This window comes from Amycolatopsis sp. NPDC003865 (genome assembly GCF_053605345.1).
Genome location: NZ_JBSGJA010000018.1, coordinates 1 through 22,187, shown reverse-complemented (window position 1 = coordinate 22,187; position 22,187 = coordinate 1). Strand labels below are relative to the sequence as shown.

At 69.2% G+C, this 22,187-nt stretch carries 19 protein-coding genes, 1 tRNA gene and 1 pseudogene; 8 read left to right on the top strand and 13 right to left on the bottom strand.

Features of this window, described 5'->3' with window-relative positions:
• Positions 1-62 precede the first annotated feature (62 nt).
• The 9 genes from ACWEVP_RS34635 to ACWEVP_RS34595 form a co-directional block, all read right to left on the bottom strand.
• Entirely contained in the window at positions 63-1,019 is a 957-nt protein-coding gene (locus tag ACWEVP_RS34635; RefSeq protein ID WP_452066794.1) for a C40 family peptidase, read from the bottom strand.
• 4 nt (positions 1,020-1,023) lie between these two features.
• Positions 1,024-2,067 carry a replication-relaxation family protein gene (locus ACWEVP_RS34630; protein ID WP_452066793.1) on the bottom strand — a complete coding sequence of 348 codons (1,044 nt, stop codon included), beginning with the start codon at positions 2,065-2,067 and terminating at the stop codon, positions 1,024-1,026.
• Between the two features lie 126 nt (positions 2,068-2,193).
• Entirely contained in the window at positions 2,194-4,737 is a 2,544-nt protein-coding gene (locus ACWEVP_RS34625) for a type IV secretory system conjugative DNA transfer family protein (protein WP_452066792.1), read from the bottom strand.
• A gap of 49 nt (positions 4,738-4,786) precedes the next feature.
• Positions 4,787-5,632, bottom strand: coding sequence for a GP88 family protein (locus tag ACWEVP_RS34620; RefSeq protein WP_452066791.1), 846 nt, complete (start codon positions 5,630-5,632; stop codon positions 4,787-4,789).
• Between the two features lie 47 nt (positions 5,633-5,679).
• Complete coding sequence (locus ACWEVP_RS34615) at positions 5,680-7,590, bottom strand: VirB4 family type IV secretion system protein (protein WP_452066790.1); 1,911 nt, start codon at positions 7,588-7,590, stop codon at positions 5,680-5,682.
• On the bottom strand, positions 7,590-8,801 hold the full coding sequence (locus tag ACWEVP_RS34610; RefSeq protein WP_452066789.1) for a PrgI family protein: 1,212 nt from the start codon (positions 8,799-8,801) through the stop codon (positions 7,590-7,592). Before ACWEVP_RS34610 ends, ACWEVP_RS34615 begins: the two co-directional genes overlap by 1 nt.
• On the bottom strand, positions 8,798-10,804 hold the full coding sequence (locus ACWEVP_RS34605; protein ID WP_452066788.1) for a hypothetical protein: 2,007 nt from the start codon (positions 10,802-10,804) through the stop codon (positions 8,798-8,800). The genes ACWEVP_RS34610 and ACWEVP_RS34605 overlap by 4 nt, the downstream gene beginning before the upstream one ends.
• Positions 10,805-10,903: 99 nt before the next feature.
• Complete coding sequence (locus tag ACWEVP_RS34600) at positions 10,904-11,188, bottom strand: pilin (protein WP_452066991.1); 285 nt, start codon at positions 11,186-11,188, stop codon at positions 10,904-10,906.
• A gap of 215 nt (positions 11,189-11,403) precedes the next feature.
• Positions 11,404-12,294: a hypothetical protein gene (locus ACWEVP_RS34595; protein ID WP_452066787.1), complete on the bottom strand. Its 891-nt coding sequence runs from the start codon at positions 12,292-12,294 to the stop codon at positions 11,404-11,406.
• Positions 12,295-12,924: 630 nt separating this feature from the next.
• On the opposite strand from ACWEVP_RS34595, the gene ACWEVP_RS34590 reads away from it, so the two are divergent.
• The 3 genes from ACWEVP_RS34590 to ACWEVP_RS34580 are packed head-to-tail and all read left to right on the top strand — an operon-like array spanning position 12,925 to position 15,642.
• Positions 12,925-13,917, top strand: a complete 993-nt coding sequence (locus ACWEVP_RS34590) for a hypothetical protein (RefSeq protein ID WP_452066786.1) — start codon at positions 12,925-12,927, stop codon at positions 13,915-13,917.
• The gene (locus ACWEVP_RS34585; RefSeq protein ID WP_452066785.1) at positions 13,910-14,851 is read left to right on the top strand and encodes a DNA methyltransferase; all 942 of its coding nucleotides are present in this window, start codon (positions 13,910-13,912) and stop codon (positions 14,849-14,851) included. Before ACWEVP_RS34590 ends, ACWEVP_RS34585 begins: the two co-directional genes overlap by 8 nt.
• A complete protein-coding gene (locus ACWEVP_RS34580; protein WP_452066784.1) occupies positions 14,848-15,642 on the top strand; it encodes a recombinase family protein in 795 nt (264 codons plus the stop codon). Before ACWEVP_RS34585 ends, ACWEVP_RS34580 begins: the two co-directional genes overlap by 4 nt.
• Before the next feature lie 29 nt (positions 15,643-15,671).
• On the opposite strand, the gene ACWEVP_RS34575 is transcribed toward ACWEVP_RS34580, so the two are convergent.
• Together ACWEVP_RS34575 and ACWEVP_RS34570 are read right to left on the bottom strand one after the other, a co-directional pair.
• Positions 15,672-16,535, bottom strand: a complete 864-nt coding sequence (locus tag ACWEVP_RS34575) for a hypothetical protein (protein ID WP_452066783.1) — start codon at positions 16,533-16,535, stop codon at positions 15,672-15,674.
• 174 nt (positions 16,536-16,709) lie between these two features.
• Positions 16,710-16,988, bottom strand: coding sequence for a helix-turn-helix domain-containing protein (locus ACWEVP_RS34570; RefSeq protein WP_452066782.1), 279 nt, complete (start codon positions 16,986-16,988; stop codon positions 16,710-16,712).
• 783 nt (positions 16,989-17,771) lie between these two features.
• Here ACWEVP_RS34570 and ACWEVP_RS34565 point away from each other — a divergent pair.
• From ACWEVP_RS34565 to ACWEVP_RS34545, 5 genes are all read left to right on the top strand, one after another.
• Positions 17,772-17,951, top strand: a complete 180-nt coding sequence (locus tag ACWEVP_RS34565) for a hypothetical protein (RefSeq protein WP_452066781.1) — start codon at positions 17,772-17,774, stop codon at positions 17,949-17,951.
• Positions 17,952-17,967: 16 nt separating this feature from the next.
• On the top strand, positions 17,968-18,537 hold the full coding sequence (locus ACWEVP_RS34560) for a recombinase family protein (protein ID WP_452066780.1): 570 nt from the start codon (positions 17,968-17,970) through the stop codon (positions 18,535-18,537).
• 71 nt (positions 18,538-18,608) lie between these two features.
• Positions 18,609-18,881 carry a hypothetical protein gene (locus ACWEVP_RS34555; RefSeq protein WP_452066779.1) on the top strand — a complete coding sequence of 91 codons (273 nt, stop codon included), beginning with the start codon at positions 18,609-18,611 and terminating at the stop codon, positions 18,879-18,881.
• 115 nt (positions 18,882-18,996) lie between these two features.
• Positions 18,997-21,039 carry a recombinase family protein gene (locus ACWEVP_RS34550; protein WP_452066778.1) on the top strand — a complete coding sequence of 681 codons (2,043 nt, stop codon included), beginning with the start codon at positions 18,997-18,999 and terminating at the stop codon, positions 21,037-21,039.
• A gap of 60 nt (positions 21,040-21,099) precedes the next feature.
• Positions 21,100-21,170 (top strand) — tRNA-Val (locus tag ACWEVP_RS34545).
• A 297-nt stretch (positions 21,171-21,467) separates the two neighbouring features.
• Here the strand turns inward: ACWEVP_RS34545 and ACWEVP_RS34540 are convergent.
• Positions 21,468-21,677: a hypothetical protein gene (locus ACWEVP_RS34540; protein WP_452066777.1), complete on the bottom strand. Its 210-nt coding sequence runs from the start codon at positions 21,675-21,677 to the stop codon at positions 21,468-21,470.
• Positions 21,678-21,952: 275 nt separating this feature from the next.
• Positions 21,953-22,187: pseudogene (locus ACWEVP_RS34535) on the bottom strand (hypothetical protein); the annotation flags it as partial.

Here is a 22,187-nt window from a genome sequence, read left to right as displayed (position 1 = left end):
GCAACCGCTGGGCTGTCACCCTGAACGTCCGACGGAAGGAGGCCAGCCTAGCTATGTCCACTTTAGACGCGAGCATCGCCGGTGGGGCGGCTGGCCGCGAGGTAGTCGTCCCCGTTCCAGCGGTAGTTGCCGACCTGGACCGGCTCGCCGAATGTCGGGGCGTGCACCATCTTGCCGGCGCCGATGTACAGGCCGACGTGGTGGACGTTGCCGGGTGTGCCGTAGAAGACCAGGTCACCTGGGAGCAGCGGTTGGCCGGCGGGCACTAGCGGGCCCGCGTTGTACTGGGTTTGCGCCGTGCGCGGTAGGGCGATGCCGGCGGCGTTGTAGGCCGCTTTGGTGAGGCCGGAGCAGTCGAAGCCGGCGTGTCCACCGGCTGGTCCGTTGCCACCCCAGACGTAGGGCAGGCCGAGCTGACCGCAGGCGAAGTTGATCGCCATGATCGCGGCCGGGTTGGGTGCCTGGATCTTGTTGCAGTCGCCGGTTCCGACGGTGGCGGTGCCGTACCGTTTTGCTTGTGCCAGAACGCCGTTGACGTACTCCTCGTCATGGTTGTAGGCGAACAGGGCCTTGCGGATGTCCTTCTGTGCCCCGGAATCGCACAGGTAGAACGCGGCGGCGTAGATGGCGTCGTGCGGGTTGTAGCGTGACGGTGGGTTCGAGCCGCCGGGCGGGATCGTGTGCCGCGCGATCACGCCATCGAAGGTGGGCTTGAGGAACTGCATGGGACCGCCGGCCCCCATGTAGTTCTCGCCTTCCTTGATGCCCTCGCCGGAGCCGCGGCCGTGCTTGGATTCGGCGTCGCCGATGGCGGCGAGGATGGTCCAGTCCAGCCCTGGGCACACGGAGGCTGCGGCTCGGTAGAGCGACAGGTAGTCGTTGGGGATCTCGGCGATCGCGGCCTGGCTCGGCTCGGTGCCACCGGTGCCGAACAGCGCACTGACAATGGCTTTGCCGACACCCCCGATGAGGATGGGGACGGCGATGATGGCCGCAACAGCGGCAACGGCGATCTTCATGGAGTCACCTCCGGAAGCGGCTGGTGGGGAGGGGTGGCGGGAGCGGATCCGGCGCCGCCAGGTCCGCGGGCGCCTGCTGCGCCTGAGCCGCGGTCGACGACGGCACCGCGGAGGGCGGCTCGACGTGGGGCCAGAGCCGCGCGAGCTCGACAAGGCGCAGCCGGCCCGGCCGTCGCGATGCCGGCCCGGAGATCGGCAACCAGCGCGCGGTGGCGGGGTTGTCCTCGCCGGCCACGCCCGCAACATCTGCGGCGCTGGTGGCTACGGGCACCAACGCGGGACGGTCCAACTGAGACAGTGCGTCGGCGAGCGCCCTACGCGCGGTGGTTTCGCGGCGGTTGGTGGGCAGCCACACCAGGACCGGGGTGGTGATTCCCGTTGCGGTGGCGAGCTTTTCGTAGCCGTGCAGCTTGCGGCCGAGCTTGCCGAGGTCCTCGGTGCCGAAGTCGAATTCGAGGAAGAACTCGATCTGGTGGCCGTCTTCGCGCCAGCGGCCGTAGGCGTCGGGGCGGACCATGTCGCCGAAGAGCCGGCCACAGCGCAGCTCCGACCACCACGCGGTCAGGCGTCCGCGGGCACCGGGCCGTCGGCTGAGTGCAACGAGGGTGGTGAAGAAGCCGTTGACGCCCACGGTGTGCGCGAGGCGCAGGGAGTGGGCGATGCCGATGGCGTCTTCGTGGCGGTAGCCGAGTTGCTTGGGGTCGAGACCGTCCTCGTAGGCCAGGGCGACCGCTCCGGCGATGTCGAGCACGTAGTGCATCGGCGCGGTGCCGGAGCTGACGAACGGCTGGAAGCGGTCGACGACGCGCCACTTGAACAGGTCGAGCAGGCGGTGGTTGGCCGCGCGCATGGTCGGGTAGCAGAGCTCGACGATCTGCTGGGTGGTGAAGACCTTGTGCTCGTGCAGCATTCGGGCCAGCCACCGGTCCCGGAGGGTCAGCCGCCCGGCGAGCTGGGCGTGGTGCTCCCCGGTGGTGGCCGCCCGCGGCGTGGGGCGCTGGGGCATGTGCCCGCGCAATGCCCTCTGAGGCGTGGGATTCGAAATCATGGGTCGGCACCTCCCAGTCGTTGGGCCGGAATGGGGAAGGCGAAGGCAACGCATGCGGGATCACCGGAGCGGAACGGGCGCAATAGGTGAGCCCGCATGCGTTGCGGGAGAACGAGATCCGTCGGGTCAGGCCGCGCGACGTGGGTCCACAGTGGGCCGCCCGGATCCGCCTACGGCGTTGTCGGCGTCAGTGACAGGCGGGCGGGTGTTGATCCTGGCTGCTTTGCGGATTGCCTTGGCGCGTCCGGGAATCGCGGGCGGGAGCTCCTCGGTGACCGCGGTGAACGGCGGTGCTTCCTCGCCGCCCAGGACGAGCCGGGCGGCGACGTGGTACACGCCGAGGTTGGACAGGTCGTGATCAGAAAGGCGCGGCATGGTGTGCCGGGCCAGCCTCTTCGCGTCCTCGGGCGAGGCGTTGAAGAAGATCTTGCTGCGGGCGTTGGTGCTGATGCCCTCTTCGAGCTCCTTCGGTAGCTGTCCGAGGTACTGGTGCGCCAACGCCATGGAGAGCCGGTAGCCACGGGCCTCGGCGAGCATGTCCTCCAACGGATAGGCCAAGTTCAAGAAGTTGTGGCACTCGTCCACGTACAGCCCGCAATCGCGACGTTGGCGCTGCGGGACGCGGGCCCGGCGGGTGGCGGCCTGCCAGGTGCGTGCCACGACGATGGAGCCGACCAGCCGCGCGGTTTCCATCCCCAGCGCGTCGCGAGCGATGCGCACCAAGCAGATCCCACCGGTATTGAGCACCTCGTCCATGTCCACAGTGGACGTACCACCGGCGATGGCGGCACGGACGAACGGGCGCAGCAGGAATCCGCGGATTTTGTTCATCAGCGGCGCGATCACTTGTGCGCGGCTGGCTTCGGACAGATCGTCGTACCAGGACCAGAAGCCCTTGAGGACCTCGTCGTCGATCTGGTCGCAGGCCCGTTGCCGGAACGCCGGCACGGTCAACAGCTTGGGCAGGTCGACCAGCGTCGGGGTACCGGGCATCGCGGTCAGGGTGAGCAGCCCGGCGCGCAGGATGTCGTCGGTGCGCGGACCCCACGAGGAGGCGTAGATCCGGGAGAAGATCGACACCAGGTTGTCGACCGCGCGGGCCTTGTCCGCGCCCTCCAGCGGGTTGAGCACCGGCGGACGGGCTCGGGAGTCGGCGTCGAACAGCACGACCTTCTCGCCGAGCTCCTCGGGCAGCCGCATCAGGATGTCCGACACGAGGTCGCCCTTCGGGTCGACCACGACCACGCCGCGACCGGCCTCAGCGTCGGCCAGGATCATCCGCGCCATCAGCTCCGACTTGCCGCTACCGGTGGCACCGAGGATGTGCAGGTGGTGGCGGGCGTCGGTGACGTGCAGCCCGACCGGGCGGGAGTGCCCGGAGTCCGACAGCCCGAGCGGCTTGATCTGCTCGCCGACCGTGGCGATACCCGGTGGGGGCGGCACGGCCTTCGCGCCGGCCCGCTGCAGGCCGGGGGTGGACTCGTCGATCGGCAGGTGCGCGATCGCGGCCAGCTCCGGGATCGAGAGCAGGTCGCCCTTGCCAAGCCGGCGTTCGGCCAGCACGGCGACCGGGTCGCGGCGGAGCCGGACCCGGCGGTAGTAGTTGTGCTCGGAGTAGGCGGCGAACGCCGAGGCGATCGCGTGCCCGCGGCCCCGCAGCACCTCCCGCACCGCCTGGACCTCGCCCGAGGTGGCGTCGTCGGGGACGGTGGTGGCCACGGCGTAGCGGATGCGGGTCTCGAACTGGTTCGCCCGCAGCTTCTCGACCACAGCACGGTCCTGGGCGGCATACTCCAGGCTGGTCTGCCGATCCAGGCCCGGCGTCCGTGTGCTGGTCGACGGCTTGGGTGTCTTGCCCGGTGTGATGGCGTCGAGCAGCCGGCCGACCAGGTGGACCGAGCCGCCCGCGTGCACCTGCCGGGCGGCGCGGCGGGCTTTGGTCACGCGGTGGCCGGCGACGGGGCGGGCGAGGATCTGCACGCAGGCGCGCTCGTGCGGGCCGAGCCCGACCGGTGCGCCGAGCATGGCCCGGATCGGGTCGGCCGGGTGCTCGGTGCGGATCGGCAGTGCCTCCGAGCGCGCCAGCCGCAGCTCGCCGCCGACCGCTTCGACTCGTCGGCCTGCTGCCGCCGTGGTCGGGATCGGGGGCTTGGCGGGTGTGGTGCGGGTGTGCGCGCCGGGCCACGCGGCCTCGATCGCGCGCTCGACCATGCCGGGCGGCACCAGGCCCGGCACCCACAGCCGGATCTGCACGCCGTCGTCGGTGAACGTCAGCTCGAAGCTCAGGTGCGGCTGCCCGCCGAACCGGCGCAGCCAGCCTGGCCGCAGCAATCCAACGAGGTTGGACCACACGGTGATCGCTCCGGACGGGTCGACCGTCGGTGGCGCGAGCACCGTGACCACTCGGGCATCGGTCATCAGGCGCTGGTGGTAGCGGCGGCGCCACCGACGGCGCGCGACGACCGCGGCGGTGACAGCGACAACGAGCACCGGCCCGACGATCGGGCCCCACGTGAGGGCGAGGTCGCGCAGGTGAGCCAGCACGTTCTGGAACGCGCCGAGCGGGTCACGCAGGTAGTCGCCGACCGGTGAGGCAAGCACGACGGCGGTCTGCTCGACCCGCGGAGGAACGAGGGCGGACAGGGGTGTGGCAGTGATTGGCCAGGACATCGGGAACCTCCCCACGCAAAGCGGTCGGCGAGACGGGCGCGAGCTGCGGTCACGCAGCCCGTGGCTGGTCGCCCCGCACCGGGCTGGGCTCGGCCGTGGGCTGCTGGCTGTGGTCGGGGCGGGTGTTGTCGACGACGAGCCGCAGGTGCCGGCGGCCTCGGCGGCCGGCGCGGTCGGCGTCGACCTCGGCTTGCCACTCGGAGAACCGACGGCCGGCTAGCCGCTTGAGGTAGGCGGGAATGCGGTTGGCCGGCACACCGACCAGCCGCGGGCCCAGGACCGCGAGCAGGTCGCTGGCTTCCTGCGAGGCCCAGCCCGCCTCGGCGATCGCGGACTCGTCGGGAAACACATCCGCGACCCGGTCGACGGCGGGATTCAGCGCGGCATCCTGTGTCCCGCCATACGAATAGACCCACAGAAAATTCGGCGGCGGATCAGGTTCGACAAGCGTCCGGAATCGGGACACCTCTTTGGTGTAGGCGTAGAAATTCGTGTCGGGCCGAGCCCGGCAAATATCCAGCCATGCCTGAAGGTAGGCGTCGGAGAAGAAATCACCACTGTCGTGAATTCTGATCCAGGCGCCGCAGAACTTGGCCGCGCCGAGTTCTGCGGCCATGGCGGCCTGCCAGCCGGCCAGATTGTCGAGGACGTACATCAGGTTGGCCTGGTGCTTGGCGCGGACGACCGGCCAGGTGTAGGTGCCGTGTCGGGCGTAGCACGCCTGTGCGCAGATTCCGGCCGACGGACAGGTGTTGTAGGTACGGCCGTCGGCCAAGCGGCCGGCCCAGGCTGGCAGCGACCAGTTCCACACGCCGATCTGGCGCATTTCGCTGTTTTGCGTGAGCAGCCGCGCGGGCCGGTTAACGGTGGCGGAAATGGGCAATGACGTAGACATGGGTATCCCCTGGATGCGATTCGGTGTGAACGGATTGGCGCCTGCGATTAGGCGGCGTCGAGTTCGATCTGCGATGCGTTGCCGTCGTCGAACGAGTCCGCGATTCCCGCGGGGTCGTCCGCGCCGAGTTCGACGAAGGAGTTCTCGATTCCCGACGACGTGTCGGAATACCCGGCGATTTCGGCGGGGTTGGACGTGACCAATTGATGCTCGACCGGTGAGGCGATGGACTGGAATGCCACTCGCTGCGTCCCGGTCGACAGGAGGCCCTGGCCACGGTCCGCGGAGAGCAGGAACTGGCGCTCACCCATGGACAGGTCGAAGGTGCGGGTGATCTCGTCGATCGCCTGGGAGGCTTGCCGCAGCAGGATCTGCGTCGCGGCGTTGGCTACCACGGCCTTACCGAGATCCGAGCCCAGGACGTCCGCGGTGTCCTGGGTGGCCACCGTGAGACCGGCCCACTGTTTCCGGGACGCCTTGGCCATCCGGAACAAGAACTCCGCGCCCGCGGGCTCCTTCATCAACAGCCACGCCTCGTCGACCACGACCAGCCTGGGCTTGCGGATGGCCGGGTTGGAGACCTGTCGCCAGACCGCGTCGAGCGTCAGCAACGTGCCGATCGGCTTGAGCTCGTCGGCGAGATCCCGCAGCGAGAACACCACCAGGTGCCCCTCCGGGCGGGTCGAGGTCGGACCGGAGAACAACCCGGAGAACGCGCCGGTGACATACGGGTGCAGCCGCGCCGCGAGCTCGACCCCGGCGGGGTCACCGGCGTCGGCGAGGACCTCGGCGAGGTCGGCCAGCAGTGGCGCCGGGCGGGTCCAGGTTCGCGGGTCCGAGGTGATGCCGACGCGTTGGTAGGTCGCGGTGATGGCGCGGTCCAGTGCCGCCCGTTCGGTCGCTTCGAGCTCGCTGCCCAGCAGCACCGAGATCACGGTGTGCAGGAACAGCGAACGGCGGATCAGCGCGTCGCGGGGCGCGGTGCGGCGCCCGTCCGGGCGGGTGTGGATCGGCAGGTCCATCGGGTTGAGGCGGACCTGCTCGGCGCCGAGGTGCACATAGGTCCCGCCGACCGCGGCGGCCAGCCGGGCGTACTCGTCCTCGGGGTCGATGACGTGGATCTCGATCCCGCGGTACAGCGACCGCAACAACTCCAGCTTCACCAAGTAGCTCTTGCCCGCGCCGGAGCGGCCGAGGATCACGCTGTTGTGGTTGTCCAGGGCGAACCGGTCGTGGTGGACGAGTCCCTGGCTGCCGACGTTGAAGCCGTAGAGCACGCCGCTCGGTGCGCCGACCGACGTCGGGTCTGGCGGCGGCAGGTCCGGCGACGTGAACGGGAACGCCGCGGACAGCGCCGAGGTGTCGAACGTCCTCCTCATGCCCACGAGGTCGAGGCCCATGGGCAGGCTGGTGATCCAGCCCTGCAGGCTCCTGTAGGTGGTTGGTTTGCAGTCCAGCAGCAGCGACGCCGCCAGCGACCGGATGGCCGCGACCTCGTCGCTGAGGGCCTCTTCGGTCGGGGCGTGCACGGTCAGGTACAGCCCGAGCCGGTAAAGCTTGCCCTCGCCACGGGCGACCCGTGCGGACAAGTCGTAGGCGTCCTCGGTGGCGGCTTCGACGTGCGGGTCGACCAGCCGGCCCTTCTCGCTCGTGTGTCGCCTGCCGGACTCCAGTTTCGACAGCTGCTTCTTGAGTCGGTTCGCGGCGGTAACGGGATCGATCGGCTCGATGTGCAGGGAGACGTCGACGCGTCCGGGGTAGGTCAGCAGAGGCTGAAGCCACCCGTTGTGCACTTCGCGCGGGTAGCCGACGACGGCAAAACTCGCGACCCATTCGCCACCGACTTCCAGCGCACGAGGACGGACGGAGATGGCGTCCGGGGTGAACGCGCTGGCCCGCCCGAGCGGCGGCTGCACGCTCTGGGGCTTCCGGCCGCGGCGCTTGGTCTTGGTCTTCATCAGCGGTACCTCCCCGCGGCGTTGGCGTAGTCGTCGGGGTCCTCGGCGTCGTCGTCCCAGGCGTCCTCGGCCTCGCCGAACTCGTCGTCGGTGGGGAACGCAGCGCGGCCGAACGCGCCTGCGTCCCAGCCCTCGTCCGGGGCGGTGGTGATGACCTCGTCCGACGCGGCGAGACCGGAGTTCGGCGGGATCAAGCTGTCGGGGTTGCAAGCCGCGGCGAGCACCGCGGTGGCCTGTCCGGCGTCCAGCGGGGTGACCACGATCCCCGAGGGGGACAGCAGCTCGACCGCCTCGCCGAGCCGGCGCACCAACCGGGCCTCGGCGGCCCGCCGGGTGGCGTCGTCAACCAGGGCGGCCTGCTTGGCGGCCTTGCGTTTCGCGGTCAACGCTGCCAGCGGCGAGACGCCGCCGAGCCCGTCGGTCGGGCCCGTGGTGAGCAGCGGTTCGCGCAGGATCAGCAGGACCTGGCGGCGCAGCAGGTCGGTGGCGCGGCCGAGCTGGTCGAGGTACTCGGCGTGCTCGCGCGCCGCCCGTTCCAGCGCCGGGTGCGGCAGTCCGCCGGCCTGTTCGCGGAGCTCGGCGATCTGCCCGGACAGGTCCAGTCGTTCCGCGCGGACGAGCACCTGCACGGGCGCGGTCAGCGAGTGCAGATACCGCCCGAAGGAGGCGACGAGGGACTCCTGCTCGGCCGGGGTGCGCAGCCCGAAGTTGATCGTGCTGCACACCGCGACCACGGCGACGCCGTCCTTGCCGAGATCGATGACGCCGGTGGCGGTGACCGCTTCGGCGGGCAGCCGCAGCGCGGCCGGCGAGACCGTCGACGCCACGGCGTCCCCGCCGTCCTTCCCCTTGGCGCGGCCCTTGCTGCTGGAGTTCGTGACCTGGCTGCCCAGCCACTCGGGGGCCGGGCGGATGCCTTCCGGCGCGGCCACTCGGTGCTGCGGGCTCATCCGCTGCCGCAGCGCCGCCAGCATCAACCGGTCGAGTGTGATGCCGTCGCGCTGACCCAGCGCGAGGAACGCGGCGGTCACCCCGATCGGGATGGCGACGATCAGGAACGCCACCAACGGCACGAACTCGCGGGTGATCGTGTACGTCCCGTACAGCACGATCCCGGTGATGGCGAGGATGAGCAGCTGCCGCGCGGTCAGCGGCCCGATCACCCGGTCCTCGCGATCGACGTCAGCGGGAATCCTCACCGGCTGACTCATTTCCCTTCACCTCCTGGAGCGGGTTTCGGCGCGCGGAACACCGGCGGCGGAACCGACTGGGTGCGCCGGTAGGCGTCGCCGATGCGCGGCTCGGGCTGCGCCTGCCGGAACACCGGCGCGGCAGGCGCGGACGCCGGCCTGGGTGGCGACGACGGCCGCGGCGCGGGCGGCGTCGCGGGCCGGAACTGCAACTGCGGCGGCACCGACGCGGTGCGGATCGGGCGGGCCGGCGGCGGGGTGGCGCCGCGTCGACGCGGCCCTCCAGCGGCTTGGAACTGGGGTGCCGATCCCGGACGCGGCCCCCGCCGAGGCGGGGAGACCGGAGTGGCGGGCGTGGGTGCGGAACTGAACTCAGGAGGCATGGCTGGTCCCTGGTTCGCCGGAGTGACGGCGGGGTCGTGGGTGGTGTCTTGGGGTGAGGGCTGCAAGAACTGCGGCGCCTGCGAGGGCAGCCGCGACCGACGAGCCGCGCGAGCACGCTCGGCGTCATGAGCCGCCTGGAGCCGCTTGTTGACCATCTCCGGGGTCGGCGCGAGGCGCGGCTGCGCGGGCCACGGCGGATCAGCCGATCCGCCACCGCGGCCACCTCCGCCGCCTCCACCTCCGCCGCCGCTCTTCGCACCGACAGCGCCGCCGACCTTGCCGAGCGCACCGGTCTTCCCGGCGACCATGCCGAAGGTCTTCGCCGCGATGTAGGCGCGAGCCAAGCCACCGAGGAACGAGCGACCCGAGCTGACCTTGACCGCCTTCAACAGCCAGAACGGGATCTTGAACAGGATGAAGAACAAGGCGATCGCGGCCACCAGCGTGCCGAGCGCGGACAGCGTCGAACCGAACAGATTCACGCCACCGGACAAGAACGTGCGCACCGCGGTGATCAGCACCAGCGCCTGAGCGACCTGGATCGACAACGTCGCGGTGAGCGCCTTCCACCACCAGCGAGCCAGCGGGTCGGTGTGCGGCAGCGCGTGGAACATCAGGAACAAAGGGCCCGAGATGATCAAGACGAGGGTGATGACGATCCGGACCACGTAGACGACCAGCAGGCCCAGGCCGACCACGACGAGCACCAGGCCGACCAGGATGATGAACAGTCCGCCGGTCTGGATGCCGGCGACGGCGTCCTTGAGGGTGTTGCCCAGCGAGGGCGCGTTGACCCCGTCGCCGAGGATGCCCAGGGTCAGGCCGTTGGCCAGTCGGATGAGCTTGTCGGTGAAGAACAAGCTCAGCGCCGAGGCCATGAACGCGATCGGGATCCGGGGCCCGATCTCCTTGATCGAGTAGCGCGCCTGGACGCTCTCGTGGCCCATCACGACGATGCCGCCGAGGAGGATGAGCAGGCCGTAGGCGGCGACCACGAGCTCCCACGAGTTGTTCCACAACTCGCCGATGCCGGGCAGGTCGCTGATCGTCGGCGTGGACAGCGCGGTGTGCCCGATCAGCTCCAGGATCGGCGAGAGCGCGGCGTCGACGATGCTGCGGAACGCCGAGTTGATGGCCTCGGTGATGCACGCGCCGATGTCGGTGATCCCACAGTCCGAGTCGCCCTCGCCGCTGCCCGTGCCCGGCTGCTGCGGGCCAGTGCTCGGTGGTGGCGTGGTCGGCTGCGGGATGCAGTCCTCACCCGTGCACGGCTGGCTCGGTGTCGTGGTCGGCGTGGACGAGGTGCAGCCGACCTGGCCGGGGAAGCTGCATGTCGTCGGCGCGGGCACCCCGGTCGGGAGTGGCAGCGGCGCGGTGGGCAGCGGCTTGGTGGTGGTCGGTGCGGGCAGTTGGCAGACCGGCAGCGGCGAACCCGGGGTGCACGGATCCACCGTCGGGATCGGCAGCGGTGGTTGCGGCGGGGGCTGCTGCGGCGCAGTGGGCGAGGCCCACGCGCTGACCGCGAGGACGCCGACCAGGAGCACGACGATGCTCAGCGCCAGCATCCAGCCCGCGCGCCAGCGCCGCGGCCGACCGGCCGGCGGCCGGTCGGCGTTGGCGTCGGAGACCGGGGAGAGCATCGCTCGGTCCCCGTCGATTCGTCCGGCGGCAGCGGTCGCGACCGGGCCGCCGGACCGGCGGTACGGGCGAACCGTGGGCGGGGTGCTGACGGCCATCGGTCAGGCCCCCACGATCCCTTTGAGGATCTCCACGACCAGGGGCGCGAGCGCCGCCAGGCCGTAGCCCCACCCGGCGGACTTGAACGCGGTCTTGGCCTTCTCGACCTCGCCGGGGTCGCCGCCGCCCATCACGTACCGGACACCGCCGATGGACAGGAACACCGTGGCCAGACCGGCCAAGATGCCCATGATCCAGTTGCGGACGTTGTTCAGGACCGTGGTCACCGAGTCCGCGAGGGCGACGACCATCGTGTCGGCGTGCGCCGCCGACGCCGACGCCAACATCGCGAGGATCGCCAGCTCGACGATCAGCACCACGTGCGACCAGCGGCGGGGGCGGACCGGGGTCCAGTCCTCCGGCGTAATGATCGGAGCATTGGTCGGCTCGCTGCCGGTGACCTCGTCCGGCGTGCTCGACGCTGGGGCCTCGGCTGGCGGCTGCGGATTGCCGTCGAGGCGGGCGCTGCGCGGTCCGCTCGCGGCGGGGAAGAATCGATCGATCAGGCGCATTGGGGCACCTCCGAAGGTCGGGCTGAGCGCGGGTGTGTCCCGCAGCCCTGAACTCCGGATTTCGCGTCCGTTTTGGACACGCGTCCCTGAACTTTCTGCCCCGACTCGACCTCAGCGACCGACACGGACAGTGACGACCGCAGCAAGTCTCGGACCGGTGAGACCGGGCGCGCCAAGGCCACCGCGGTGGCTACCTGGTCGGTCAGCGGGTCGGTCGGATCGGTCTCGGCGGCACCGTCGCGCAGGTACGCGGCGAGCCGGAGCTCGGCGCGTTTGCGCGTCTTGTAGACCGCCCACTCGCCGGTCTGGTGCGCCGCGGCCCAGTCCGCGACGGGCACCTCTTCCAACCGGGTCGCCCCGATGAGTTCGGCCTCGGTCTGGGTCAGGACTCCGTCCGCGACCGCGCGAGCGAGGACCAGATCCGGGTGTCCCCACGGCGTGTGCGGCGGGGTGGATCGGAAGCCCGGCGCGACCGGAGTCGGACCCGCCAGCGCCTCGGCGAGCGCGTCGTAGCCGGACCGGTAGGCGGCCCACCGCAGTCGCAGCATGATCCGCGGTGGACGCAGATCGATGGTCGACAACGCGGTCAGGAAGCCGCGCAACACCTCGGCGTGAACATCGGCCGGATCGCCGGCGAACCGATCGGACAAGGTGGCCGCGACCGAGGTCAGCGCGGGCAGTGCGACCCCGACCGCGGCGACCGTCCAGGTCGCTCCTTCAGTACGGGAGCGCAGCACCAGATGCGCCCACACCGCGTCCCGCGTCGCCTGCGGGCAGCGGCGCGCCAACAGCCGGTCGCGGACCTCGTCCAGCGGGATGTACCGGTCGGGCAGGCCGGGGAAGAGCCGGCCGTTCAGCGACACCGGATGCGGCCCGGTCACCAGCCAGGTAAACGTGTCCCGCGCGATATCCAATGAGTTCGGGACAGCCTCGTCGCCACGGCGACGAAAAACGGATTGTGCTGCCATGTCGTGACTCCCACGGCGTCGATGCGAACAACAACGACGTCAGGAAGCCACGACCGATACCACGGAAATACCACGCCATTACTAGGCGCCAACTAGCGAACCGCATCGAGGCTACTAGCGAACTACTATTTCGCCCCGCGAACGCGTTGAACCAAGATCAAAAAGAGTGCCTCGCGACCTACGAGTGTTGATCGAGACTAGTAGCTGCTGACCTGCGGCTATAGTCGTTCGCTAGTACAGCGCTAGTAGTCACGGCCGACTCCGATGCGGACCCACGGCAAGATCCACACCGCAGCGCCGAAAAAATCTTGAAAAATCTGGCTTTGACCGGTCCAGGAAGCGGCTTGCGGCGGCGCGGGATGACCGAACAAGCGGTTCCTTAGTCACGGCTTTGACAGAACTGTTCGAATCGCGTCGAGTCGCGATTTGACCCGAGTCGGCACGGCGCAAGGAAATTTGGCGGGGCGTGTCCAAAACGGGGTCGAAATACGGAGTTAAGGGGCGTCAGAACGCACGGCACCCATCCGTCGGAGGAGACCCGCGATGACCCCGACACACGGCCACGACTCACCGGGAGACGGCTCCCAGGAGCACGGCCCGACCGACCCCCCGGCCGTCCCGATCCCGCTCTCGCAGAGGCGGCGAACACCGCGCCTGCGCGCCCTGCGCCTCAACCTGCGCCACCCGCGTCCCGCTCGGTCGAGCACCGTCTGGCCGTGCGCGCAAGACGACCTCCGCGAGGGCACCGGACTGCTCGCCAACTGGCTGCTGACCGCGGTCATCAAGATCGTCACCACCTACACCCAGCCCGGCCAGCGGGTGCTCCTGCTCGACCCCGCGCCCTACCTCGCCCCACCCTCGTCGTGGTCGCCAACCGGGGGCCGCAACCAGTCCCGGCCCGGCCCGTACGCCGGACTACACGAAGCGGGCTGGACGGTGGTCCGACTCGGCCGCGGCGTCCAAACCCAGACCGCCGTCGCGCACCCCGACCCGGTAGACAAACACTCCGCTGACGCGTCGGTCGAGTCCGAGTCCGGACCCCGACGGCGCACCGACAGTCCGACCACTGACCAGCCCGCCGGGCCGTCGACACACCGCCGTCCCGGACCGGACTCGACCGCGACCGGCGCGGGTCCGGACCGCTACGACCTCGTCATCACCGCGGCCGACCCGCGCACCCTCGACTGGTTCCGTCCGGCCGACTGGGCCGGTCTGCTCACCCCGACCGGCACCCTCGCCGTCATCACTCACGGTGACCGTTCCCGTGATCGGCTCACCGACCCCGCCGGCTCGTTGGTGCGCGCCGCGCAGCACGCCGGACTGCACTACCTCGATCGCATCGCCCTGCTGCGCGTCCCCGTCCGCGACGGCGCCCTCGCGGTCGCGACCCCGGTCCCGCACCCCCGACCGCAGGGGCCAGCGCGCCCGCTCGCGACGCCCGCTCGGCACACCCAGGTGCATGACGACCTCTTGGTGTTCACCCGCCAGCCGGCCCTGACCGACGCCGCCGACGGGGAGGAGACCTCCGATGACTGACCGCCCCACGTCGCCTTGGCCGCTCCCCCTGCCGCCGGGGGAGGAGCCGCCGATGCCGCCGCTGTCGGTCTGGCCGACCGGCCAGCGCGACCCGCTCGCGCAGCTGCGCGACGCCAGCTGTGTGTCCGGCACCGAGACCGACACCGACCGGATTCCGCCCGCCGTCGCCGCCCACGCGATCGCCACCTACACCCGTCCCGGCGACCTCGTTCTCGACCCGGACTGCGGCGCCGGCACCGTCCTCGTTGAGGCACTGCGCGCCGGCCGTCACGCGCTCGGACTCACCTCCCGCGCCCGGTGGTGGACGCTCGCTCGCGCCAACGTCACCGCCACCAAGACCGCGGGCGCGTGGCGCGACGGCTCGGTCCTCGACGCCCGACCGAAGGTGCTCGCGACCGTCCGGGCCGCCGGGTTGATCGGGCGAGTCGGACTCGTCCTGACCACCCTGCGCACCGCACCGGACCGCGCGAACGGTCCGGACCACGACCCGGTCGAGTCCGCCCTCGCCGACCTCGCCACGACACTGCTCTACTGCGAGCCGCTGCTGCGTTCCGGCGGACACGTCGCCGTCACCGCGCGACCTCTCCGGCACCCGGACGACGCGCTGGTCGACCTGACCACCCCGCTCATCGCCGCCGCGACCTCGGCCGGGCTGGCGCCGGTCGAGCGGTGCATCGCACTGACCGCCGGACTGCGCGGCAACCGACTGGTCACCCGCGCCTCACTGGCCGAGCGCCGCGCCGCCGCCCGAGCCCGCGCCGCCGGTGCGCCGACCGCGCTCACCGCGCACCACGAGGTGCTCGTCTTCCAACTCGCCCACGACGCCGAACTCGCCGCCGCCGCGGCAGCCGGCATCCCGTGGCCGACCGAGGACGAGGTCATCCGGCCCGCCGTCAACGGCGCCGAGTACCCCGGCTGGAGGCGAGCAGCATGACCACCCGCCTGTACTGCCGCGAGTGCGGCTGGCACCCCGAATTCCGACGCAAGCGCACCGCGCTTCGCGCCGCCGCACACCACCAGTGCACCGGCACACCGGTGGCCGAGACCCGGCCACCATGGTGGGCCCGCCTGTGGACAAACCTGTGGACAAGTCAGTCGGGTGCAACCGCCGTCGACCCCGAAGCACGAGCGGATGACCAGTCCGATGACCACGTATTGGTCGATGCCCGCGGCAACCGCATCCAGTGGGCCGCACTCGCCGCGCACCACGCCGAGACCACCCGCCGCGCCCGTCAGGCGATGGTCGAACTCGTCCGCGCCGGCTACCAGATCGGGCCACCGCCCTACGGCTACCGCGCCCTGCGCATCCGGGTCACCGACCCCAGCGGACACAGCAAACTACGCGCGGTCCTCGTCCCGGACTGGCAGACCGCCGCAGTCGTCAAGCAGATCTTCATCTGGCGCGCCGACCACGGCCTGACGTTCGCCGTCATCGCCGCACGACTCAACAGCGACCCCCACCAGTACCCCGCCCCTGTGCCCAACGGGCGCTGGACCGCCAAGGCCGTCCGGCGCATTGTCACCAACGCCAAGTACACCGGGCGCCAGGTCTGGGCCCGCACGATCGCCGGCCGTCCAGCGCCCATCGAGCAATGGGTCACCTCGGCGCCGAAGGTGCACGAGCCACTGGTCGACGAGCGCACCTTCCACCGTGCCCAGCCCGGCCCCGCCGAAGGTCCGCCCAGGGCGGAGGACTCGGCCGATTCCCCGCCGAGCGCGGCATGACCTCCCGTCGATGGACCCTCGCCGTCGCCTTACGCCGACTCAGCGTTCTCATCTATCTGCACACGAACCCAGTCGGTGGTCACCGACCAAAACAGTGCCTTGTCCCACCGCCCGAGGATGCCCGCCCACACACCGGTGATTCCGTACTTCTCCACGTCCGGGGCACGGCTGGGCAACTCGTTCATCCGCAACGCGCGCAGCGCACTCCACCGGCTCTGCCGGGCCCAGAAGAAGACCTGCCGATCAGCCTTGCCGGGTACTTGCAGCTTTCGCCAGTTGTCCGGCTTGTCCGCCAGGCATTGCTCGATCGCTTCCGGCAAATCGTTGGGGCCATGGCACACCTGTCCGTGAGCCAGAGACATGAAGATCTCCGGCGGGCGCAAGCCCTTCACGTCGAACGCGGTGGCCGAGACCACCCTCAACCGCGCCAGGCCGTGAAACGGACACGACGGATCATCGCAGAGGCTCTGGACACGAGAAGACCAACGACTCATCTCCGACTCGCCCCGGCGCTCCATCTCCACGAGTTGGTCTTCGATCCGGTCAGCCAGCCCGCGGAACTCGGTGTTCCGCTCCGTCAGTCCGAAGTTGTTCGGCATGTCGACCATCACCAGCCAGGTCCTGGTCAACCGAGACGAGGGCCTCGATGTCGTTGCCCGACTGGCACGCCTCAACACGACCTCCGCGCCTTCATCAGCCAGGCTGGTTACCTCCAGCGCGCCGTCCTTGCCGATGTTGAAGTCGTACCTGGAGCCGCGACCACCACCTTCGTCCCAAGGGGTTACCGGCACGCCGCGCACCGACTCCACCAGCCGTCGGGCCTCTTCCTCGCCCTCCTTGGACATCGCACGCTTCGTCATGGCCACCATGCTGACATCCAGCCAGCCGCGCACGCACACCACTTCCTCATCTTCGGAGTCCCCGGCGGACTGTCTGCGCTTCGCGCTCAGCTGGTATCGGCTGATTCGAACCACGTTGGGTTCGGCAGGACTATTTGCGGACAGCGTGTCTCCGCAGGTATTGGGGAGGGCCGCGTGATGGCCGTCGCCGCGTTCGCCGCCGCGGGCTCACTGCTCGCCGCGGGACTCCGTGATGTCCGGTGCGACGAGCGAGACATCGCGTGGTGTGTCGATTCCGAACAGCTCGTTGGGCGTGCACCGCAGCGTCGTGCACAGCGCCTGCAAGGTCGCCACTTTCACCTGGACCGGCTGCTTCTTGATCAGCACGTCAACCGACTGGAGGGACAGTTCGAACCCGGCGCGTTGGATGAGGAGATCGCGCAGCTGGGTCGCCGTCCAGACGTCGCGGGAGGCCATGACCTTCCGCAGCCGCCACTCGATCTGCACCCGCTGCCGTCCCGTATCCGTCGTTTCGCAGCGCTTGTCGCCGCCAACCGACGCTCAGTGTCCCCGATGGCGACCGAAGCCGGCCGCCGCACGTTCGGCGTGTTCAGCAGACACACACCCATGAACAGGTGGCACTTGAGATACACAGGCTACACTAGATTTACTCAGGTGCTACCTTAGTTGAATGGCGCACCTGTCCCCGGTTCAACAGAGAGGAGGTGCTTCGGCACCCATCACGTTCATCGCCATGCCGACGCGCCGCCGTTCGCGGTCCGCGCCGGTAGCGCTCTTCTGGACTCGCGTCGACCGCCCATCTCGTGCTGACGAGGTGACCCAGCACCAGTTCGGCAAGGCACACAGTCCTACCGAACGGCAAGAGTCCAGCACGGCCACGAGCGCCGGCCCCACACGGACGCATGCGGGGAGTAGAGGCCCGTTGGTCGTGACAGCTTTGGCGGTCCCAGCTCATTCAACGCACGTCATGGTGCGTGCCCGCATCGCCGCGAAACCCGCTTCGCGCGGATCGGCGACCGCAGGTGTCGGCAGCTGGGAGTGCCCGCTGTGTCGACGGTTCCTGTCGCCGACCAGCAGCCCCGTGAACCTCCGCCAGCCGCAGGCTTCACGGGCACGAAGGGGGCGCTCATGTGCGCTCAACCTCGCAACCCCGATCAGGCCGACAACAACTGCGCCGACGTTCCTGCTCCGGCCGACCAGGAGCAGCAGGGAAGCCCTGTCAGTGCGCCGAGTAGGCAACCCCGACGGCGCGTTGGCGCGAGCAGAGCCGTGCGCAACGTGGTGGTGCGCGGTGTTCGCCGCGATCCCCCCGACATGCGCAAGCTCGCGCGGGTGGTCGCCAGCCTCGCGGCAGACCTGGCGCAGGCCGAAGCCAGCGGGCAAACACTGCCCGCCGAGCCAGGAACCTCGGACGCCAGCCACCCCGATCACCGCCGCGACGCGGCATGACGTCGCGCGTTCGCGCATGGGCAACGAACCCAGCGGATCGAATCCGCGCGCCAATGACTCGAAAGGAAGGTTCACCACAATGCCGCCTGCCACTTGCGATTCCCGCAGCCGTCGGGCCGCACACCCACGGACTCGACGGCCGGTACGCGTCGGCCTCTACCAGCGGTGGCCCACGCTCCGCGAAAGCGACCACCTGGAGACCTACGTCGCGTCCCAACCCGGTTGGCACATCGCTCTCCGCAGCAGCGACTACGCATCAGGCGGCACGCTGAAGCGTCCTGGGCTGCAACGGGTATTGGCGGCAGCCCGATCCGGAGTCATCGAAGTGCTCGTCGTCAGCCACCTGTACAGCCTCTCCCGCAAGACGCAGCACCTCGCCTTCGTGCTCGACGAGCTGACGTCCCGAGGTGTGCGGGTCGTCTCGGCCGCTGATCCCGCCCTCGACACGGAGACCGCGCACGGCCTCTTCCTCGTGCGCGTGGTGAGTGCCGTCGCGGAGATCGAGCAGACCGGCGCACTCGCAGATCGTCGCGACCGGCGTCGCCACGACCAGCAATCCGCCGACGAGTCGCCGCTCGCCGGCTAACTGCAAATCCCGCCGGGCCCCACTGCGCCGACCAACACATCCCCTTCCAGACCGACTCATAACGAGGTGTCATGACCACCGCCTACGCCAACTCGGGCAACGAACTCCAGCCGTCGGATGCCCCTGCGTCCACCACCCGCGCGGTGATCTACACACGCGTGGCCTCGCCCGGACGGGCCGAGACCGACCACAGCGTCACGGCCCAGCGTGAGGCATGTCTGCGCATGGCGCGGGAACTGGGTTTCTCGCTCATCGACGAGTACGTCGACCCAAACGCTCGACTCTGGCGACGGCCGAAACGCCAGCTGTTCCGACGCATGCTCGCGCGGTTCCGCAGCCGTTGAGAAACAGCAACCCGGCCACGAATTCGCCGCTCGCCGGGAGCGCGCGATCCAGCCGCCAAGACCTACCCGTCGGCTCCACGGTCCTCCGTCCAAGCCGCCCTCAGAAGGAGGTGTCATGACCAGCGCTTATGCCGACTTCATCGATGAACTGCAGCAGGACGTCACCATCCCTATCCAGCCGCCGATGGAGGACCTTGCCCCAGGCACTCGCGCAGTGATCTACCTGCGCGTGTCCTCGACCGGGCAAGTCCGGACCGACTACAACCCGGAAGGCATCTCCATTCCGGCCCAACGGGAAGCATGCTTGCGCAAGGCGCGGGAACTGAGCGTCACGGTCATCGACGAGTACGTCGAACCCGGACGCTCGGGAACGGAGATGACCAAACGCGAAGCATTCCAACAGATGCTCGCGCGGGTGCGGAGCCAGGGCGACGTCGACGTCATCATCATCTACCAGCTCTCGCGCATGGCGCGGAACCGCTACGACGACGCGATCGTCATGGCGGACCTGCGAAAGCGCGGCGTCACCCTGGTCTCGGCCACCGAGGCCATCGACGACACCCCGGTCGGCCAGCTGATGCACGGCATCCTGGCCACATTCAACGAGTACCAATCCCGCCAGTCCGGCGCCGACATCGCCTACAAGATGGGCCAGAAGGCCCGCAACGGCGGCACGCTCGGCCGCGCGAAGCTCGGCTACCTCAACCACATCGACCACTCCGACGGCCGCGTGATCCGCACGATCATCGTCGATCCCGAACGAGCGCCCTTTGTCCAGCTGGGTTTCGAGCTCTTCGCCACCGGCGACTACACGCAAGAAGAGCTGGCTGACGAGCTCTACGACCGCGGCCTACGCACCAGGGCCACCCGGCGACACCCAGCCAAGAAGGTGTCCGAGAACAAGATTTCGCAAATGCTGCGCGATCGCTACTACCTCGGATACGTCGAGTACGACGGCGAAGAAATCCAAGGGCGGCACGAACCGCTCATCGACGAGGACATCTTCGACACAGTTCAGGAGATCCTTGAATCGCGAATGACGGCACAAGAACGCCGTCGTGTCCACCACCACTACCTCAAGGGATCGCTCTTCTGTGGACGCTGCCAACGCGACGGCATCAAGCGGCGGATGATCATTCAACGGACCATCAACTCGAAGGGCGCGGAGTACCTGTACTTCTTCTGCCGCGGCCGGCAGAAGGGGCTGTGCCAAGCACCCCACGTCAATGTCACGCTCGTCGAGGACGCGGTTGAGCGCCACTACTCCGCGATTCGCTTCAGCCAGCCGTTCATCGCTGACATGCGCGATCAGATCGATGCCGTGCTCGGCGAGCAGGAAAAGTCCGCACGCCTGCTGCGCAAGCAGATCACCGCGCAGCTCAAGGAACTCGACACGAAGGAGGAGAACTTGATCGACCTCGCTGCCGACAGCACGCTGCCTCGGACCAAGGTCAAGGAGAAGCTGCGCGACATCGCCCGCGAGCGCCGCCGGCTGGAGGAGCGCCTGGACACAGCCAACGCCGACCTCACCGACAGTGCCCAGCTCGTCAACGCCGGCCTTGCCCTCCTCGAACAGCCCGACCAGCTGTACCGACGCTGCAACGACCAACAGCGGCGCCTACTCAACCAGGCGATCTTCCACGCCCTCTACATCGAGGACGACAAGATCACAGACGGTGAGCTCCGTGAGCCCTTCGGCGAGCTCCACGCCATCCAAGGTCATCGGACCGCAGCAACCAACGCGGAGGGCACAAACAAAAGGACCACCCGCAACGCGGGTGGTCCTTGCTCGCCTTCAGGCGTCGCGGTCCTACTTCGTGGCCTTCATTCAGGCACTTGTTCTAGTAAGACCCCTAGGGTGGAGCTGAGGGGAATCGAACCCCTGACCTTCTCGATGCGAACTATCAGCAGGCGGGCCGTTGCTGGTCTTTGTCGAGGTCAGAGAGCCTATCGCGGTCGCCCGTGGCCGATGATGGCCGGTGCGGTTGCTGTACTTCGCTGCTGTATAGCAGACCCTCTACCAGTGCGTTCGTCACATCCGATCCTACTCGCCCCGAGATCCTCTCCCCTTCAAGTGGGTGGCCTCTTCGTCATCTCGTCGACCTGGCATCGCCCGATCGCACCGTGTCAAGGGGGCGCCCTCCGCACGGCTGCCTGACCTTCCTCTCGCTTTGCACCCACGGCACCTGCCTGAGTCCGTGGTACGATGGACTCATCCCCTGGTAGCTCAGCGGATAGAGCAACTCTCTCACTAAGGGTTGGTCGCGGGTTCGAATCCCGCCCAGGCTTCCCCGGGAGCGGCACAGCGCCGCTCCCGGTTTTTTGTTGACACGACTGCGGTTCGGCAGTCCTCCCCCTTCAAGTGGGTGGCCTCTTCGCCATCTCGTCGACCTGGCATCGCCCGATCGCACCGTGTCAAGGGGGCGCCCTCCGCACGGCTGAGCGTATCCCTGCGAGTCGCCCCCTTGACACGGTGCGATAGCCCTCCGGGAGGTCGACGAGGTGGTGACAGGCCACTCACGGACGCGACCGGTGCTCCCCCGCCGGCCATCTCGGAGACCTGCCCGTCCGGCGAGGACATTGGTTTCAGCTCCCCGTTGCGGAGTTGACCAGTTCTGCACAACGAGTGCACCTGTCGCCGCGTTCGGTCGGCCGTATCACCCATTCGACACCATACGAGTCGAGCACGGTCTCCTTGCATAAAGTCTTGACGGTTTCGCCCGCGCGGTGCTTCTCGTAGTCCTCGTTGGTGATCGCATGCGGCGGCCCCGGCTTCTCCATGTCGCTCTTGCGCATGGGGCGGTTGGTCGGGCGCTGCTGGCCGTACTCGGTCCACGCTATGCGGTACACCATGTAGGTGAGTCGCGGTCTGGCCCGGTGGGGTTACACGCGCTCTCTCGGATCTTCGGCACCTCATCATCGGCCTTCCGCCCCGGCCGACTTGCCGGGGACCGGGCGCCAGCCCGCACGCCCCGGCAAGGGCTTGGCCGGGGCAAGGGACCGGGCCGAGCGGCCCCGGAGGGGCCGCCTTGATCCTGTAGAGAAAGTTCTCACCACTATGGACTTCACCGTCACCGACCGGCCAAGGCCACTCCGGCTCGACGTGCGAAGTCCTCAAGCGCTGGCGGCACGTCGCGCTCCATCCGGACAAGATCGCGGACCATGGTGTGCACGAGCCGGTGACGGTAGACCTGCTCAGGAGCGATCTGCTCCGCATCCTCAAGCGCTGCAAGGGCTCGCTCGACATTGCGCCGCTGCGTCCATGCCCGCGCTACGTCGATCAGCAACCTGCCCCGCCGCTCGGGA

Bases quoted from the DNA above. Each gene is read 5' to 3' on its own strand.
- ACWEVP_RS34560 (WP_452066780.1), top strand. From the start codon at position 17,968: ATGGGCAACGAACCCAGCGGATCGAATCCGCGCGCCAATGACTCGAAA.
- ACWEVP_RS34585 (WP_452066785.1), top strand. From the start codon at position 13,910: ATGACTGACCGCCCCACGTCGCCTTGGCCGCTCCCCCTGCCGCCGGGG.
- ACWEVP_RS34615 (WP_452066790.1), bottom strand. From the start codon at position 7,590: ATGAAGACCAAGACCAAGCGCCGCGGCCGGAAGCCCCAGAGCGTGCAG.
- ACWEVP_RS34635 (WP_452066794.1), bottom strand. From the start codon at position 1,019: ATGAAGATCGCCGTTGCCGCTGTTGCGGCCATCATCGCCGTCCCCATC.
- ACWEVP_RS34550 (WP_452066778.1), top strand. From the start codon at position 18,997: ATGACCAGCGCTTATGCCGACTTCATCGATGAACTGCAGCAGGACGTC.
- ACWEVP_RS34600 (WP_452066991.1), bottom strand. From the start codon at position 11,188: ATGTTGGCGTCGGCGTCGGCGGCGCACGCCGACACGATGGTCGTCGCC.
- ACWEVP_RS34610 (WP_452066789.1), bottom strand. From the start codon at position 8,801: ATGAGTCAGCCGGTGAGGATTCCCGCTGACGTCGATCGCGAGGACCGG.
- ACWEVP_RS34605 (WP_452066788.1), bottom strand. From the start codon at position 10,804: ATGCTCTCCCCGGTCTCCGACGCCAACGCCGACCGGCCGCCGGCCGGT.
- ACWEVP_RS34590 (WP_452066786.1), top strand. From the start codon at position 12,925: ATGACCCCGACACACGGCCACGACTCACCGGGAGACGGCTCCCAGGAG.
- ACWEVP_RS34630 (WP_452066793.1), bottom strand. From the start codon at position 2,067: ATGATTTCGAATCCCACGCCTCAGAGGGCATTGCGCGGGCACATGCCC.
- ACWEVP_RS34620 (WP_452066791.1), bottom strand. From the start codon at position 5,632: ATGTCTACGTCATTGCCCATTTCCGCCACCGTTAACCGGCCCGCGCGG.
- ACWEVP_RS34540 (WP_452066777.1), bottom strand. From the start codon at position 21,677: ATGCGCAAGAGCGACATGGAGAAGCCGGGGCCGCCGCATGCGATCACC.
- ACWEVP_RS34580 (WP_452066784.1), top strand. From the start codon at position 14,848: ATGACCACCCGCCTGTACTGCCGCGAGTGCGGCTGGCACCCCGAATTC.
- ACWEVP_RS34625 (WP_452066792.1), bottom strand. From the start codon at position 4,737: ATGTCCTGGCCAATCACTGCCACACCCCTGTCCGCCCTCGTTCCTCCG.
- ACWEVP_RS34555 (WP_452066779.1), top strand. From the start codon at position 18,609: ATGACCACCGCCTACGCCAACTCGGGCAACGAACTCCAGCCGTCGGAT.